The organism is Mesorhizobium sp. M0808 (assembly GCF_040320025.1).
In the GTDB taxonomy this organism is placed as follows: domain Bacteria; phylum Pseudomonadota; class Alphaproteobacteria; order Rhizobiales; family Rhizobiaceae; genus Mesorhizobium.
The window spans coordinates 21,087-37,287 of sequence record NZ_JAMYOX010000024.1; the positions used below are offsets into that span (position 1 = coordinate 21,087).

Annotated in this window: 17 protein-coding genes; 9 read left to right on the forward strand and 8 right to left on the reverse strand. The window is 61.9% G+C overall.

The annotated features are described in order from the left end of the window. Window positions 1–819: 819 nt before the first annotated feature. The 5 genes from NKI25_RS23700 to NKI25_RS23720 all read left to right on the forward strand — a co-directional run bounded on the left by NKI25_RS23700 (window position 820) and on the right by NKI25_RS23720 (window position 5,196). Complete coding sequence (locus NKI25_RS23700; RefSeq protein WP_023677758.1) at window positions 820–1,338, forward strand: RNA polymerase sigma factor; 519 nt, start codon at window positions 820–822, stop codon at window positions 1,336–1,338. Further along, on the forward strand, window positions 1,335–2,126 hold the full coding sequence (locus NKI25_RS23705; protein WP_352999586.1) for an anti-sigma factor family protein: 792 nt from the start codon (window positions 1,335–1,337) through the stop codon (window positions 2,124–2,126). Before NKI25_RS23700 ends, NKI25_RS23705 begins: the two co-directional genes overlap by 4 nt. A gap of 209 nt (window positions 2,127–2,335) precedes the next feature. After that, window positions 2,336–3,442: a peptidase C39 family protein gene (locus tag NKI25_RS23710; protein ID WP_023677756.1), complete on the forward strand. Its 1,107-nt coding sequence runs from the start codon at window positions 2,336–2,338 to the stop codon at window positions 3,440–3,442. Next, the gene (locus NKI25_RS23715) at window positions 3,439–4,902 is read left to right on the forward strand and encodes a RimK family ATP-grasp domain-containing protein (protein WP_023677755.1); all 1,464 of its coding nucleotides are present in this window, start codon (window positions 3,439–3,441) and stop codon (window positions 4,900–4,902) included. The genes NKI25_RS23710 and NKI25_RS23715 overlap by 4 nt, the downstream gene beginning before the upstream one ends. Before the next feature lie 120 nt (window positions 4,903–5,022). Next, window positions 5,023–5,196, forward strand: coding sequence for a DUF3303 domain-containing protein (locus NKI25_RS23720; protein WP_245274738.1), 174 nt, complete (start codon window positions 5,023–5,025; stop codon window positions 5,194–5,196). A gap of 129 nt (window positions 5,197–5,325) precedes the next feature. Here NKI25_RS23720 and NKI25_RS23725 read toward each other — a convergent pair whose 3' ends face one another. The 3 genes from NKI25_RS23725 to ygfZ all read right to left on the reverse strand — a co-directional run bounded on the left by NKI25_RS23725 (window position 5,326) and on the right by ygfZ (window position 9,021). After that, a complete protein-coding gene (locus NKI25_RS23725) occupies window positions 5,326–7,464 on the reverse strand; it encodes a putative bifunctional diguanylate cyclase/phosphodiesterase (protein WP_023677754.1) in 2,139 nt (712 codons plus the stop codon). A 64-nt stretch (window positions 7,465–7,528) separates the two neighbouring features. Continuing rightward, entirely contained in the window at window positions 7,529–8,161 is a 633-nt protein-coding gene (locus tag NKI25_RS23730) for an HD domain-containing protein (protein ID WP_023677753.1), read from the reverse strand. Beyond that, a complete protein-coding gene (gene ygfZ, locus NKI25_RS23735; protein ID WP_352827078.1) occupies window positions 8,161–9,021 on the reverse strand; it encodes a CAF17-like 4Fe-4S cluster assembly/insertion protein YgfZ in 861 nt (286 codons plus the stop codon). The genes NKI25_RS23730 and ygfZ overlap by 1 nt, the downstream gene beginning before the upstream one ends. A gap of 83 nt (window positions 9,022–9,104) precedes the next feature. Between ygfZ and NKI25_RS23740 the strand changes: the two genes are divergently transcribed. Further along, window positions 9,105–10,436 carry a dihydroorotase gene (locus NKI25_RS23740; protein WP_352827080.1) on the forward strand — a complete coding sequence of 444 codons (1,332 nt, stop codon included), beginning with the start codon at window positions 9,105–9,107 and terminating at the stop codon, window positions 10,434–10,436. A gap of 34 nt (window positions 10,437–10,470) precedes the next feature. Here the strand turns inward: NKI25_RS23740 and NKI25_RS23745 are convergent, their stop codons facing one another. From NKI25_RS23745 to NKI25_RS23760, 4 genes are all read right to left on the reverse strand, one after another. Further along, entirely contained in the window at window positions 10,471–11,274 is an 804-nt protein-coding gene (locus tag NKI25_RS23745; RefSeq protein WP_023677750.1) for a hypothetical protein, read from the reverse strand. An 82-nt stretch (window positions 11,275–11,356) separates the two neighbouring features. Continuing rightward, window positions 11,357–11,614, reverse strand: a complete 258-nt coding sequence (locus tag NKI25_RS23750; protein ID WP_023677749.1) for a hypothetical protein — start codon at window positions 11,612–11,614, stop codon at window positions 11,357–11,359. A gap of 374 nt (window positions 11,615–11,988) precedes the next feature. Beyond that, a complete protein-coding gene (locus tag NKI25_RS23755) occupies window positions 11,989–12,366 on the reverse strand; it encodes a TIGR02301 family protein (protein ID WP_023677748.1) in 378 nt (125 codons plus the stop codon). A 48-nt stretch (window positions 12,367–12,414) separates the two neighbouring features. Further along, entirely contained in the window at window positions 12,415–12,840 is a 426-nt protein-coding gene (locus NKI25_RS23760; protein ID WP_352448986.1) for an NUDIX hydrolase, read from the reverse strand. Between the two features lie 123 nt (window positions 12,841–12,963). Here NKI25_RS23760 and NKI25_RS23765 point away from each other — a divergent pair, with 123 nt between their 5' ends. After that, window positions 12,964–13,725 (forward strand): SOS response-associated peptidase, encoded by a 762-nt coding sequence (locus NKI25_RS23765; RefSeq protein ID WP_352827082.1) that lies wholly within the window; start codon window positions 12,964–12,966, stop codon window positions 13,723–13,725. 55 nt (window positions 13,726–13,780) lie between these two features. Here the strand turns inward: NKI25_RS23765 and NKI25_RS23770 are convergent, their stop codons facing one another. Beyond that, window positions 13,781–13,930, reverse strand: coding sequence for a hypothetical protein (locus NKI25_RS23770; protein WP_023677745.1), 150 nt, complete (start codon window positions 13,928–13,930; stop codon window positions 13,781–13,783). A gap of 414 nt (window positions 13,931–14,344) precedes the next feature. Here NKI25_RS23770 and cysS point away from each other — a divergent pair, with 414 nt between their 5' ends. Together cysS and NKI25_RS23780 are read left to right on the forward strand one after the other, a co-directional pair. Next, window positions 14,345–15,814: a cysteine--tRNA ligase gene (cysS, locus tag NKI25_RS23775; RefSeq protein WP_352637875.1), complete on the forward strand. Its 1,470-nt coding sequence runs from the start codon at window positions 14,345–14,347 to the stop codon at window positions 15,812–15,814. Next, window positions 15,811–16,197 (forward strand): VOC family protein, encoded by a 387-nt coding sequence (locus tag NKI25_RS23780; protein ID WP_352827084.1) that lies wholly within the window; start codon window positions 15,811–15,813, stop codon window positions 16,195–16,197. Before cysS ends, NKI25_RS23780 begins: the two co-directional genes overlap by 4 nt. Window positions 16,198–16,201 lie beyond the last annotated feature (4 nt).

Genomic DNA, 16,201 nt, shown 5'->3' on the forward strand with positions numbered 1-16,201 from the left:
AATCTCCCCACTTGTGGGGGAGATGCCCGGCAGGGCAGAGGGGGGCGAAGGAACGCGGCCTCCAAGGCGAACAGGGCGAAGCGAATTCGCATTTTTTGCCGGTCGCAATGTATTTTGTTCTTGCTTTGTGCCGGCAGCTATGGTATTAGTTTGGGTATGGTGCCAATTGGCTCCAACGACCCGCCCGCCGAGGCGGGTTTTTTGTGTGTGCCGAGCATGATCGACAGCTCGGAGGTGCAAGTCCTCTACCCAGCCTGATGGCGGCGAAGGGTTATCGAAGCACAAGGGCGTCGTCGTGAGGCGGGGTCTGAAGGAAGTGTGGAGCAAAACCGCGACCCGATGGACAAGAACCGGATATGAGGCCTACCCGGCCGGACGAGCGGGCAACTGACCGCGAAGTCCAAGGTCATCCAGCCCCACCCTCTGTCCTGCCGGACATCTCCCCCACTTGCGGGGAGATCGCTGTCATTACTGCCTTCGCCAATTTTCCAGGGATGCAGAAAAGGCGCTGTCGCCGAAACCGCCAATCTCCCCCTTGCGGCGGCAGGCCAGAGGGTGTGCGAAGGAACTCGACGGCTCGATTCTGGATCGCTGCGCCTTCCGGCACGTGCCAAGGCGGGATATCGGGTCTTTGTCGCGTCGCTCGCGATGGGAGGGACTCTGTTTGCCTCTCAATCCTGCCGGGAATAAACCTGCCACTGGCAGCGTTATTCAGATGCTTGGGTGACCGGGGCGGCGGACCGCTTCGCGCTGGCCGCTTGCGCCGCGCCGCGAAGGCGCGTTCAATCACCACGGACAGGGGCTCCAGAACCAGCGGTCATGGACGAAAAGAAGGCAGCAATCCTTGGTGAAATACCGCGTCTGCGCCGCTATGCACGCTCGCTGTTGCGCGACCGCGATTCCGCCGACGATCTCGTCCAGGATTGTCTCGAGCGGGCACTTGTGCGGCTCGACAACTGGCAGACAGGAGAAAGCCCCAGGAGATGGCTGTTTACGATCATGCATCATTTATTCATCGACCAGATGCGCAAGGTGAACCGGCGCGGCGAGGCAGCGATGCTGCCGCTCGAGGCGAGCGAGGCGCAGGCAGCACCCGCCGAGCAGGTCGAGAGCATCGCCTCGCGCGAGATCGTCGAGGCTCTGCAGGCGATCAGCCCAGACCGGCGCGCGGCCCTTGTGATGGTCGCCATCGAAGGGTTTTCCTATGCCGAAGCCGCCAACATCCTTGGGGTTCCCGCCGGCACTTTGATGTCGCGCATCGCGCGCGGGCGTGAGGAGTTGCGCGGGCTTTTGGACGACACCGCGCGCCGCCGCTCGATAAGGATCGTCGAGAAATGAGCCGGCGCGATTTCTCCGAACGCGACATCCACATGGCTCTCGATGGCGAGTTGCCGGGCGACGAGCGGACGGCCTATGAGGCATGGCTCGAGGCCAATGCCGAGATGAAGGCCAAGAGCGCACGCTACGCCGCCGACCGGGCAGCATTGCGCGCAGCCTTTAACGGCGTGCTGGACGAACCCGTCCCGGTGCGGCTGAGCAAGGTGGTGCTTGGCGAGGCGCCGGTGGTCAGAGCGTCGCCGTCGCGCTCGCGTTGGTGGCTTGCGGCCGCCGCTGCCGCCATGCTGGTGATTGGCGGTGCTGGCGGCTATCTTGCCGGCATCGGCGGCCTCGGCCTGGAAAATACGGCCGAGGACCAGCTTGCCGAAGAGGCGATTGCCGCCCACGTCATCTATGCCGCTGAAAAGCGGCATGCTGTGGAAGTGCCGGCAAGCGACAAGGATCATTTGCAGAACTGGCTGTCTAACCAGGTAGGTTTGAAGCTGGTCGCGCCAGATCTGGCGGCGCAGGGATTCCAACTGGTCGGTGGCCGGCTGCTGCCTGCCGGCCAGGGCAAGGCCGCGATGCTGCTTTACGAGGACGACAAGGGCGAGCGCATATCGCTCTTCGTAATCGCCGAATCGGCAGCCAAGACCAAGGGCACTTATGGGGAGGAAGATGGTCCTGAGGCCGTCTACTGGCTGGACAAGGGTTATGGCTGCGCCGTCGTCGGCTCGCTGCCGCGCGAGCAACTGGCCGCGGTGGCCAAGAGCGCCTATGGCCAGCTGCTAGCAGGCTTGCAAAGCTGAGCAGGCTCTCGTTTTTTCCGGAGCCGCGCCGATGCCGAAACACGGAGGTCGTTCAAAGCCTTTGCGCGACCTGCCTGCCTTAAAAACTGTCACAATTCGGCCCTAATCGAGGTGCGATAGCGCTTGCTGAATGCTGGCATTTCGGCTGGTGTGACCGATGTTTAGACTAGGCCCTTTTCCACAACCCAATCGAGGTTTTCTGAGCCCGCATGCCTGCCGAGATTCGCAAGGCCCGCGCGTCCGACGTCGATGACCTCGCCGCCATCGAAAAAGCTGTTTTCTCGAGCGACCGCATTTCTCGCCGCTCCTTTCGCCAACTGATCGAACGCGACACCGCCGAACTGCTGGTTGGCGAGAACGATGGTCACGTCGCCGGCTATGCGGTCGTGCTGTTTCGCAAGGGCAGCGGCGTCGCGCGGCTCTATTCGATCGCCGTCGGTCCATTTTTCGGCGGCCGTGGCGTTGGCCGCCTGCTGCTGGAAGAGGCTGAAGCCGCCGCTTTCGAGCACGGCCGCATGATGCTTCGTTTGGAAGTCCGCGAAGACAATCCGCGCGCCATCCAGATTTACGAGCAGAGCGGCTACCGCAAGATCGGCCGTGAACCGGACTATTACGAGGACGGCGCCACGGCGCTGCGCTATGAGAAGACCTTGCGCGGCGACATTCCGGTCGCCACCGAAGTGCCGTTTTATCAGCAGACTTGCGAATTCACCTGCGGACCATGCTGCCTGATGATGGCGATGGCTAACTTCGACCCCGGATTCGTGCCGGATCCGGTGATGGAAATCCGGCTGTGGCGTGAGGCGACGACCGTTTTCATGATGTCGGGGCCGGGCGGCTGCGAGCCGTTCGGGCTTGCCGTCGCCGGCTATGAGAGCGGGCTTGCTGCTGAGATCTATGTGTCCTTCTACGGCGCGCTGTTCCTGCAGTCGGTGCGCAGCGAGGACAAGCGCCGGGTCATGGAGCTGGCGCAGGTCGACTTTCGCCGCCGCGCGGAACTTTACGGCATCCCGGTGAATTACCGTTCATTCGGGCTTGACGACATTCGCACCGCGATCGCAGAGGGAAAACTGGTGCTGGTCCTGATCAGCGGCTTCCTGATGTTCGGCAAGAAGGTTCCGCACTGGGTATTGGCCATCGGTGACGATGGCGATCATATCCTGATCCACGACCCCTGGGTCGAGGACGAGCGGCAGGAGACGATCCTCGATGCTGCCAATATTCCCGTGCCTTACGGCATCTTCATGAACATGGCGCAATTCGGCCGCGACGGATTGCGCGCCGCCATCACTCTCGGAAAGCGCGACAGCCAATGACCTGGGTCATCCTTACCGGCCGGCAGAACGATCTCGACCAGGTGGCGACGCCGCACAAGATCATCACCAATCGCGACTACCTTGCCCATCCGGCACTGTTTCGCGGTCAGCGGCCGAAGGTCATCAACCTGTCGAACAATTATGGCTACCAGAGCCGCGGCTATTACGCGTCGCTGCTTGCTGGTTCGCGCGGCCATAAGGTCATCCCGACGGTCGAAACGATGATCGACCTGTCAGAACGCAAGCTCTATGAGCACGCGTTGCCGGAACTCGAACTCGCACTCAACAAGTGCCGCAAGGACCTGGGTGGCGCTTTTCCGCAGAAGGTCTGCATCTTCTTCGGCATCGGACCATCCAGGATATGGGACCGCTTCGCAAAACTTCTGTTCGACTGGTTCCGTGCCCCGGCGCTCGAGCTCCACATCAGGGACAGCGCCGAATGGGCCTCGATCCGCAAGATTGGCTTCCATCCCCTGGCCAGGATGACCGAGGACGAGGAAACGCACTTTCTCCAGTGCCTGGAGACCTACACTAACCGCGAGTGGCGCGACACCAAGGGCCGCACGCCGGCGCGCTACACTTTCGCAACGCTGGTCGATCCGCATGAGGAACTGCCGCCGTCGGAGATTTCGTCGCTGCGCCACTGGGCCAAGATCGCTGAAAAGATGGGTGTCGAAATCGAGCCGATCACCAAGCGGGATCTGGCCAAGCTCGCCAACTACGACGCGCTGTTCATCCGCGAGACCACTTCGATCTCCAACCACACCTACCGCTTTGCCCGCCGCGCCCAGCAGGAAGGCATGCCGGTCATCGACGATCCGCTGTCGATGATCCGCTGCACCAACAAGGTCTATCTCAACGAGCTGATGACCTACAACAAGGTACCGGTGCCGCCGACGGTGATGATTGCCGGCACCTCGGACCTGGACGTTGCGGCACAGACGCTGGGCTTCCCGCTGGTGCTGAAGATCCCGGACTCCTCGTTTTCGCGCGGCGTCAAGAAATGCGGCACCTTTGAAGAGTTGAAGACGCTCGCAACCGAATGGCTGGAGGATTCCGACCTCCTGATCGCGCAAAAATTCATTCCGACGGAATATGACTGGCGTGTCGGTGTCCTCGGCGGCCAGCCCTTGTTTGCCGTTCATTATCTGATGGCCAAGAAACATTGGCAGATCGTCAATCATAAGGCCAACGGCAAGCCCGACCAGGGCGGCATCAAGACCTTCACCCTGAAGGAAGCACCGGCCCATGTCGTCGAGACGGCGGTGAGCGCGGCGCGCTGCATTGGCGACGGCCTCTACGGCGTCGACCTCAAGGAAACCAGGGACGGCGTCTTCGTCATCGAGGTCAACGACAACCCCAACCTCGACCACGGCTGGGAAGACTCCGGCGAAAAAGACGAGGTCTGGGTGCGGCTGACGCAGTGGTTCCTGGAGCGGCTGGACCGGCCGGGGCGATAATATCCGAACTGAGGGGAAAAAGATGCTGTTCTTCGTAACCGAGGATTTTCGCGGCTGCGACCGCAAGGAGATCTACCGCCGTTTCGCGACCAGGGCCGCCTGAAGCCGGACGCGCTTCTCGTGCACCACAGCTGGATCGCAGCGGATATGAGCCGCTGCTTCCTGCTGGTGGAGGCCGATGACGTCACGCTCCTGCAGCGGTGGGTCATCGAATGGGCGGATCTGGTCGAATTCGAGATTGTTCCCGTGGCGACGAACAAGGATATGGTGGAGGCATTGAGCGGACATCTCTGACCCGTTGGGAACCTCCTGGTTCGCCACACCTGAATGCCGCCTTCTCCTATCAAGGAATTAACACGCGGATCGAGCGTCATCTCAAGGAGATCTAAGGCGGTTGCCCGCGCTTCCGCGAGACTGTCGCACTTAGCCGGACTGCCGGATCGTCGCGCTCGACTTCAGCAGCCGATTAATGTCCGACGCCTTTGACGGCACCCCGATCAAATAGCCCTGGGCCTCGACACAACCCTCCTTTTGCAGGAATTCAAGCTGCGCTTCGGTCTCGACACCTTCGGCGGTGACGGTGATGCCCAGCTGTGCGCCAAGCCCGATGATGGTGCGCACGATCGCCGCGGTATCGCGACTGTCGATGTCACGGGTGAAAGAGCGATCGATCTTGATCTTGTCGACGGGAAAGCGCCTGAGGTAGCCCAGCGACGAATAGCCGGTGCCGAAATCGTCCAGCGCGATGCGGACGCCCAGATCGCGTAGCTGCCTGAGTGTCTTGAGCACCAGATCGCTCTCGTCCATCAGCACGGTTTCGGTGATTTCCAGTTCAAGCCGGTTGGCCGGCACGCCCGAGAACGCCAGTGCCGAGATAACGCTGCGGGCAAAGGTACCGCTTTTGATCTGCACAGCGGAGACATTGACTGCGATCCGCCAAGCCGCCCAGCCTGCCGCGGTCGTGCAGGCTTTTCGCAGCGCCCATTCTCCAAGCGGCACGATCAGCCCGGTCTCCTCGGCGGCCGGAATGAAGTCGTCCGGCCGTACCAGGCCGCGCACCGGCGAACGCCAGCGCATCAAGGCTTCGGCACCGACGATTTCGCCGGAGGCGATGTTCATGATCGGCTGGAAATCCAGCTCGAATTCCCGGCGCGACAGCGCTGCCCTGAGATCGATTTCGAGCGCCCGGCGTGCCCGCACCATCGCGTCCATGGCTGGTTCGAAGAAGCGGTACAGGTTGCGCCCTTCGCTCTTTGCCCGATAGAGCGCCATATCGGCATTTTTCAGCAAAGTGTCGGCGTCCTTGCCGTCATTCGGAAACAGCGCGATGCCGAGACTGATGCCGACACGCATGTCGTGTCTTTTGTCGCGAAACGGCTTTCCGATGATCTCGACGATGCGTTTGGCCAGCTTTTCCGCGTCGCCCGGGCTTTTGAGATTGAACTGGATGATGACGAATTCGTCGCCGCCGAAGCGGGAGACAACGTCCGTTTCATTGCGCAGGCACCGTTGCAGCCGTTCGGCCACGCATTTCAGCAGCCAGTCGCCGGAAGGATGGCCCCAAGTGTCGTTGACCGCCTTGAAGTGATCGAGGTCGAGCGAGAATATCGCCAGCGATCCGTCTCTCGTCTCACTCAGGGCTTGGTCGAGCCTTTCGCGAAGCATCGAGCGATTGGGCAGGTTCGTCAGTGTGTCGTGGTGCGCAAGATGGGTCATGCGCTCTTCCACACGCCTGCGCTCGGTGACGTCGTCGAACGTCGCGACCCAGCCGCCGCCGCTCATCGGCCGGCGCGCAACCAGCAGCGTCCTGCCGTCAGCGAGATGGCGATGCGTTACGTGTGTTTTCCCCGCCCGCAGGCAGGCTTCGATTTGCGAGATTTCGCTGTCGGGGTCGAGCTTTGTATAAATGCCCAGTTCCAGCAGCCGCTTGAACGCATCATGGTGACTCATGCCAAGCGGGAAGTCGGCCGGCCTGACATGATAAAGTTCCAGGAAACGTTCGTTGCGGACGATCAGCTTGCCATCCGCATCGTACATCAAAAGGCCTTGCGACATGTTGGCAAGTGCCGCGTCGAAACGGCGGTGCTGCTCCTTCAACTCCTGCTCGGCGCGCCGTTGCTCGGTGATGTCCTCGTAGATCGATACCCAACCGCCTGACGCCAGCGGCCGGTGCGAAATGTTGACGATACGCCCGTCTGCAAGCGTTTCCTCATAGGTGGAAGGTTTTGCCTGGTCGATATAGGGCTTGCGGATGGCATAGAGTTGCTCAGCGCTTTGCGAGGCGATGCCGATATCCACGCTGTGCTGGAGGATGTCGAAAAACCGGATGCCGGGCCGCACCACTTCGGCGTCGAGGCGAAAGATGCTGATGTAGTTCCTGTTGCAGATGATCATCCGTTCATCGGCATCGAACATGCACAGGCCATGCGACATGTTCTCGACCGCTGCCGAAAAACGCTCGTTCTGTTCGCGCAGCTCGTCTTCAATAGGTTGCGGCTGACCAACGCCTTTGGCCCTCCGTCGGCGGACGGACGAACCAGCCTTGATACCGGCAACGGGCATGAGGCAAGCCTATGGACCATGGTTAACCATGGCACTGTTGTCCCTGCCGGTTAATTTACCGTTTTCAGCCGGCTGGAACGGCAGTCTGGCGTCGAGACTTTTCGATCGCCGCAAAGCGTTTGAGAAAGGCATTCTGCGCCCAAGTCACCGAGCGCGGCGTGACGTCGAAGCGCTCGGCATTGAAGCCGCGCGGCCTGCCGAAGAACTCCGTCGCCTCTGCCGTCGAAAAACCCGCAAGCAGCGTTGCTTCGAAATAAGCGGCGATCTGATCCGCTCGCTTGATCTCCTTGCGCAGTCCCGCGTCGAGTTCGGCCGGCAGTGAAAAGCGCAGATGGATGGCGCGCTGCAGCCTGATCTCGCAATCCCTGTAGCTGCCGCCCATCACGGATTTGAACGGCGAGATCATGTCGCCGATGACATATTCCGGCGCGTCGTGCAGCAGCGCCGCCAACCGCGCGTCGGCGTCGGCATCCGGCATCAGCTCGCCGACAAGCGTTTCGACCAGCAGCGAATGCTGGGCGACCGAAAAGGCGTGATCGCCTCTGGTCTGGCCGTTCCAGCGTGCGACGCGGGCAAGGCCATGGGCAATATCGGAGATCTCGATGTCGAGCGGCGAGGGATCGAGCAGATCGAGCCGTCGGCCGGACAGCATGCGCTGCCAGGCGCGCGGCGGCGCCCCGGCGCGATCTGCAGCCATCAGGCGTCCTCCGCGCCGATGGCTTCCTGCGGAAAGCTGAATTTCGCCCAGGACGGGATAGCGAGCGACACGGCGACATCCTCCGCCAGGACCGGCAGGCCGGCGTCGAGCGCTGCCTTGACCCGGTCGATGCGGGCAATGGCAAGGCCTGTCCTGGCCGCGGTCGAGCCAAGCGTGCCGACCGGTCGCCCCTCCACGGTCAACTCTGCGCGCGAAGTGGGCAGGGTGCGTTCGGCCGAGACAATCAACACCCGACGCCTGGCAGTGCCGCGATGCTGCATGCGCGAGACGACCTCCTGGCCGACGTAGCAGCCTTTCTTGAAGCCGACACCGCCGATCTCGTCGAGCAGCACGTCATGCGGAAAAGCGTCGCCGAGTTGGTAGTCCGCACCGCTTTCGGCAATGCCATGGGCGATGCGAAAGGCTTGCCATGCGGCAAGGTCGCCGCCATCTGCGGTGTCATCATAGAAGCGCTTGACGGCAGTATCGACAAACCGCGCATCAGCAAACGGTGCTGATTCAAATTGCGAAATGGTTGAATCGCTTCCCCATGCGATGGCCACAACCGGCTGATCCAGCTTGGCAATTTCGACTTTGGCGCGCAATTTGTAGAGCGTCAGCCGTCGCATGAAATCATCGGCGGTCTCGGTACGGCATTCAAGTCGGAAAGCATTTTCGCCGGCGCGCGAGATCAGGAAGTCGAAAAGGATCTTGCCTTGCGGCGTTAGCAGCGCACCGGGCTTTGCTTCGCTGCTGCCGAGCACGTCGAGGTCGGTGGTCAGGATGTTCTGTAAAAAGTGCTCGGCATCCGGCCCGGACACGGAAACGAGTGCGCGATCTCTGAGCGAGGCAAAGGGCATGGTGGGAAAACGAGCCTGATCTTGCAAAACTATTGGTCATTACGTAAGCCGCTGGCACTTCCCCCGCAAGAGACCGGATCCGTATGGCCCCCATCTACGATCTCATCCTGACAGGCGGCACCGTGGTCAATCACGACGGCCAGGGTTTTCGCGACGTCGGCATCAATGGTGGGCGCATCGCTGCCATCAGCGACCTCCGCGAGGCGTCGGCCGGTGAGACGATCGACTGCCGTGGGCTGCACATCCTGCCGGGCGTCGTCGACAGCCAGGTGCATTTCCGCGAGCCGGGCCTGGAGCACAAGGAAGATCTGGAGACGGGCTCGCGGGCAGCGGTGCTCGGCGGCGTCACCGCCGTCTTCGAGATGCCGAACACCAATCCGCTGACCACCAGTGAGGCAACCCTTGCCGACAAGGTGCGGCGTGCCACCGGCCGCATGCATTGCGACTTTGCCTTCTGGGTCGGCGGGACCCGCGACAATGCAAAAGACGCTGGCGATCTCGAGCGGCTGCCAGGTGCGGCCGGCATAAAAGTTTTCATGGGCTCGTCCACCGGCGACCTGCTGGTCGAGGACGACGAAGGCGTTGCCTCGATCCTGAGGAACACACGCCGCCGCGCCGCCTTTCACTCCGAGGACGAGTTCCGGCTGCGCGAGCGGCTTGGCGAGCGCATCGCGGGCGATCCGTCCTCACATCCGGTGTGGCGCGACGAGATCGCTGCGTTGCGCTGCACCGAGCGCCTTGTGCGAATCGCGCGCCAGGTCCGCGCCCGGATCCATGTGCTGCACATCTCGACCGCCGAGGAGATAGGCTTCCTCGAACAGCACAAGGATGTCGCGACCTGCGAGGCGACGCCGCATCATCTGACGCTGAGCGCCGATGATTATGCGCAGTTGGGCACCCTGATCCAGATGAACCCGCCGGTGCGCGCCACGCGCCATCGCGACGGGGTCTGGTACGGCGTTGCGCAAGGCATCGTTGATGTGCTCGGCTCCGACCATGCGCCGCACACGCTGGCCGAGAAGGCAAAGCCTTATCCGGCGTCGCCGTCCGGCATGACCGGGGTGCAGACTTTGGTGCCGATCATGTTGGATCATGTCAACGCCGGCCGGCTGACGTTGCAGCGCTTTGTCGACCTGACCAGCCACGGCCCGCAGCGTATTTTCGGCATCGCCAGGAAAGGCCGTATTGCCGCCGGCTACGATGCCGATCTGACCATCGTCGATCTGAAGCGCCGCGAGACCATCGCCAACGCCCAGCAAGGCTCCAAGGTCGGCTGGACGCCTTATGACGGCACGCAGGTGACCGGCTGGCCGGTCGGCACCATCGTTCGCGGCCGGCGCGTGATGTGGGAAGGCGAGATCGTCGCGCCGGGCCAGGGTAGGGCGGTGGAGTTTTCCGAGGCGTTGGCGGGCTAAGCTCCCTGCCTCCATAGGGGCCAGGCTAAATCACTCAATCCCCAGCGACGAAGAACGTCCATTGTCCGGTCGGCGTGATGCCGACTCGGTAGAAGATGTACGCACCGAACTGCTTCATATCGTCATAGTCGCTGGCGGTGACGATCTTGAACAGCTCGACCCGCTGCCTGGCATCGAGCTTGTCCAGCGGCAGGGCGAAGAAATAGGGCCAGACATAGAGATCCTGCGGCGTGCCGGCATCGACATGGACAAAACCGGCATTGAGCACCTCTTCCAGGATGGCGAGGATCTCCTGGCCTTCCGTGTCGCCGGAAAGGCCTTTCAGGAAGGCGATCGGGTCGCCCTCCATGTCGCCCAGCGACAATTGGGTCATCATGTCTCCCGTGCCGATCAGCGGCCGAAGCTTTTCGATGTCGCCGCTTTTGCACGCCTCGACGATCAGATCGTGCATGCGCCTGACCGGTTCCGGCAACTTGGCGAGGTCGTAGACGACTTCGGGCACAGGCGCGTCGGGATCGACATGCGGATTGGCCACGCCGCCATCATTGGCCGGCCCTATCGGTTCGGTTTGTTCCGGCTCGTCGGACGGAGTCGGCTGGCTGGCTGCAGGTGGCGTCGTGCCGAGCGGGCCGGGCATCGGCACGGTACTTCCACGCGGCGACACGTCGCCGTCGGGCGGCGGCGTGACCGGCGAGGGCAGGTCTTCGCGCTTGATCTCGCTGAGGGCGTGAGCGGGACTGCTCGCAAGAAACAGTGCAGAAGGAATCATGGCGCAGGAAGCGGTGAGCCAAATGCTGAGGACCAGGCCGTGCGGCTTGCCTGATATCGAAAAATTCACCGCCTGCTACTCCCTGGTTCCAGGCCCGTCCATGTGCCCGGATATGATGTCCGGGCGGCGCGCCGTCGTCAAAGAACCGGGGTCAGTGCCGCAGTCTTTCGGGCTCGAAGGCCCCGGCAATCACCTTTTCACGCATGCGATCGAGCAGGGCAAGCGCCGAGGTCTCGCCATTGGTGCGCAGCATTTCGCCGAATGCCGTTTCGAGGGCTGCCTCGGCGATGATTTCCGGCTCGATCCCGGCCGACAATCCTTCTGCCCAGGCTTCGCTGTGGCTTTCCACGGCGGTCAGGCGCTTTTCTTCCCTGACCAGCGCGTCGATGTCGTTGACGCCATGTTCCATTGCGATTTCCACCCTTTCAAGCGGTGATCCGTTGGACAGGGATCAAGCTTGAGTTGTCCCTTTTACACGCAGGCGCAGTAAGTATTTGTAAATACGACATTTTTTTGGTCGTCTTCTACAAATTCCGTCGCGTCCAGCAAACCTGCGTCCGATCCGATTCAAACTTAGCCGATTAGGCCGGCCAAGGGGACGGAAACCTTCAGTTTGAGTTAATTTCACATTCGCGCGCTAACGTTTCGTTAACATAGTTGCAAAAGTGCAACATCAGGTTTGCACCAAGACCTCACCCGAGGCAAGCGGAGAAGTGTCGAACGCGTCCGCCGCCCACAGCGCCGGCGGTTGATGCCGGTTTGCCGGAACGGCAGCTGCCGTCGTCAGTTTCCGTAGCGCGAAGCGATGTCGCGAGACAGCGTCTCGCCTTCCTTCATGTAGCGGCTGATGGCTTCCGTCGCCGAGGCGGTGCATTGCGTATAAGTACCGCCGAACGACCGGTAGCCGCGGTTGAAGCTGGCGATGAAGCGGGCGCGCCGCTCCGGGTTCGGATTTTCCGATGCGATCAGTTTTTCCATCTCGGCTCGCCACCGATCGCCCTTCTCGCCACACAGATTACGCAGGAAATGCAGCGAGCCGAGCACTTCCGCCAGCCGCATCAGCCCGGGCTCGAACGGTGCTTCGGCGGCAATCGCCGGGCGCGCACCGACAACCACACTGACGGCGAGGCATGCGGCGAGAAACGAAGACGTGCGGCTCATGAGTCCTTGTGCTGAAACAATTTGTCGCCTGCAAGGCGATTCTCTGGCTCAGGTCTCGCCGTCTTTGTTGGGACCGAGTAGATCGTCCGCAATTTCAAACACCGCATCGGCGAGCGGCATCGCTGTCATTTCGGCCAGCGTATAGAAAGCCGCGGTTTCGGCGTCGTCGCTGGCCACCGCCTCGCCGCCAGCATAATCGGCCCCAAACACCGTCAGCCAGTAGTCGACCGGATGCCCGTCGCCGCTACCGTCGATGTGGATTTCCCGCAGCGGCCGGTAGCTACGCGCCTGCAATCCGGTCTCTTCCAGCAATTCGCGCCGTGCTGCCTGTTCCAGCGTTTCGCCGGCTTCGACCTTGCCGCCGGGAAAGGCATGGAGGCCTTGCGAGGGCGGCCTGGCCCGCTTGACCAGCAGCACCGTGTTCTCGCGCACGACGCAGACCGAGACTGCCGGAATGATCTTGCGTGCTTCCATGGGCTTCGGATCGCTCGATTGGCATAGCCCGTTGTGGACCGGCCGTCGGCGAACAGCTTTAGCGGTTGCGAAAGGCGGGTTCCATGGCCACTTTCACATGCCACCAATTCGAGAGCTGAATTCATGTGCGGACGCTTTGCCTTGACCGCCACTCCGGACCAGACCGCCGCCTTTCTCAGCCTGGCGGAACTTGAGGAGTTTCCGGCCCGCTACAACATCGCGCCGACGCAGCCGGTGCTGATGGCGCTCGCCGGACTGCCGCAGGCGCCGGGCTCGAACCTGCCCGACCGCCGCTCGATGCTGGTGCGCTGGGGCCTGATCCCGGCCTGGGTCAAGGATACGCGCAACTTCCCGCTGCTGTTCAACGCGCGTTCTGAGGGGGCTTCGGAAAAGGCGTCGTTTCGCGCTGCCATGCGCCATCGCCGCGCCCTGGTACCGGCTTCGGGATTCTACGAATGGCACCACACCGGTGGCAGAAGAGGGCAGCCCTATTGGGTGCGGCCAAGGCGTGGCGGGCTTGTCGCCTTCGCCGGGCTGATTGAGACCTATGCCGAGCCGGGCGGCTCGGAAATGGACACCGGCGCCATTCTGACCGCCCACGCCAATGCCGATACTGCCCATATCCACGACCGCATGCCGGTGGTGATCCATCCCGAAGATTTCGCGCGCTGGCTGGATTGCCGCACGCTCGAGCCGCGCGATGTGGCCCATCTGCTGAGACCCGCCCAGCCCGATTTCTTCGAAGCGATCCCGGTTTCCGACCTCGTCAACAAGGTCGCCAATACCGGGCCGGAGATTCAGGAGAAGGGCGTCGTCGAGCCTGAGCCCGAGAAGGTCAGGCGCCAGAAGTCCGGCGCGAACGACAGTCAGATGAATTTATTTTAGCAAAAGCTACTATTGCTGGTGTGCCGTGAGCGCCTCAATCTTCCCGACGGCATTCTCAGGCAGCGCGCGGCGAAACGATCTTCTGCGCTGGCTTCTTCTTCTTCGCGGTGTGCAGAAGAGCTGCGACGATTGCTGCCGGGCCGATCGCCCGGTAGTGGCTGGCGAGCGCCGGTTGCTTGGCGCGGTTGGATTCTTGCTTAGGCATTGTTCTCTTCCCTGGTAACGTCTTCATGTCTGCGTTTGCTGGCCGAATCCGACCAAATCGTGACGCTTGCTGATCTAGCCGGCGAATGTTTCATCACAGTGCCGACCTGTTTAATAAAATGTTTCAGTGGCTCAATTCCTGTGAGCCAACGATATTTTTGGCGAAGGTAGCGACTTGACGGCAACACCGGGCAAGGCGATAAAGCCGGCCATGAAAACGTCTTTCGCCATTTGTGGCATTTGCATTATCGGCTAGCCTCGCGCTGGTCCTGGACGTTTTCGCCTCATCTCCTCCCAGATTGGACAAACGCCCCGGCCAGCAGGCTGGACCCCGATTTGCGCCTCGGCGTAACCGACTCCATCCAGAGCACGATCCCAAAAGATCATGCCAAAGTAACGCACCGGGAACGCACGTATGTCTGACGCATCGAAGAGCCTGCGCCTCTACAATACGCTAACGCGGAGCAAGGACGATTTCTTCCCGATCGATCCGCGCAACGTGCGCATGTATGTCTGCGGCCCGACGGTCTACGACTTCGCCCATATCGGCAATGCGCGGCCGGTGATCGTCTTCGACGTGCTGTTCCGTTTGCTGCGCCATCTCTACGGGCAAGCGCACGTCACTTACGTCCGCAACATTACGGACGTCGACGACAAGATCAACGCCCGCGCACTGCGCGATTTCGGCGGCGAGATTGCCTCTGGCAAACTGTCGCTGAACGAAGCGATCAGGCGGGTCACCGAAAAGACCGCCGGTCAGTTCCACAAGGACGTCGCGGCGCTCGGTTGCCTGGAACCGACGGTCGAGCCGCGCGCCACCGAGTTCGTCGAGCCCAGGCCCGACGGCAAGGTCGACATGATCTTCTTGATTCAACGCTTGATCGAACGCGGCCATGCCTATGTCGCGGCTGGAGAAGTCTTGTTCGACACCGCTTCCATGCCGGATTATGGGCAGTTGTCGAAGCGCAATCTCGATGAGCAGCAGGCCGGCGCCCGCGTCGCCGTCGATGAGCACAAGAAGAACCCGCAGGATTTCGTGCTGTGGAAATTGTCTTCGCCCGAGGAGCCAGGCTGGGACAGCCCGTGGGGCAGGGGTCGGCCGGGCTGGCACATCGAGTGCTCGGCGATGTCGGCCGCCTATCTCGGCGAGGTGTTCGACATCCATGGCGGTGGTCTCGACCTGATCTTTCCGCACCACGAGAACGAGATCGCGCAATCGCGGTGCGCCCACGGCACCGAAACGATGGCCAAGATTTGGATGCACAACGGTTTCCTGCAGGTCGAAGGGCAGAAGATGTCCAAGAGTCTGGGCAATTTCTATTCGATCACCGAATTGCTGGAGACGGATACCTTTGGCGGCCGCAAATGGCCGGGCGAGGTGCTCAGGCTGGCGATGCTGATGACGCACTATCGCGAGCCGATCGACTTTTCCGTGCGCAAGCTGGAAGAGGCGGAGAATACGCTGCGCAAATGGAAGCGGGCGGCCGATCTGGCGCCGCCGACGGCAAAGCCGGTGCCGGCGGATGTGATCGAAGCGCTGTCGGATGACCTTGCCACCTATGCCGCATTCCAGTTGCTGACGCAGTTGGCTGGTGATGCTGTTGATTTCAACGCAGGTAGCGGCAACGCAGCCGCCGAAGACAACGATGCTGCCGCTTCACTGAAGGCATCGCTTCTGTTCCTCGGCTTCGACATCGCAACAGCCAAGGTGGATGAAGACGCCATTGCCAAGGCGATCGCCAAACGCCTCGCGCTGATCGCCGCCAAGAACTGGGCCGAGGCCGACCGCATCCGCGACGAGTTGCTGACGCAAGGCATCCAGTTGAAGGACGGCAAGGACCCCGTCACCGGCGAACGCATCACCACCTGGGAGGTAAAAAGATGATCGATCATCTCGGCATCACCGTTTCGGATTTCGACGCGTCGAAGGCTTTTTACGACAGGGCGATGGCGCCGCTCGGCGCCTCGCTGCTTTACATGGTGCCGCAGGAATATACCGGCGGCGCCAAGGTCGGCGGCTACGGCCGCGACCGGCCGGTGTTTTGGCTGCACGCCGGCAAGGACAAGCCGAAGGATCATCAGCATGTCGCTTTCACCGCGCGCAGCCGCGCCGAGGTCGATGCCTTTCACGCCGCGGCGATCGCCGCCGGCGGCAAGGACAATGGCGGGCCTGGCCTGCGCCCGCACTACCATCCGAACTATTATGGCGCCTTTGTCTTCGATCCCGACGGCAACAATGTCGAGGCGGTCTGCCATGCCCCGGAGTAGTGCG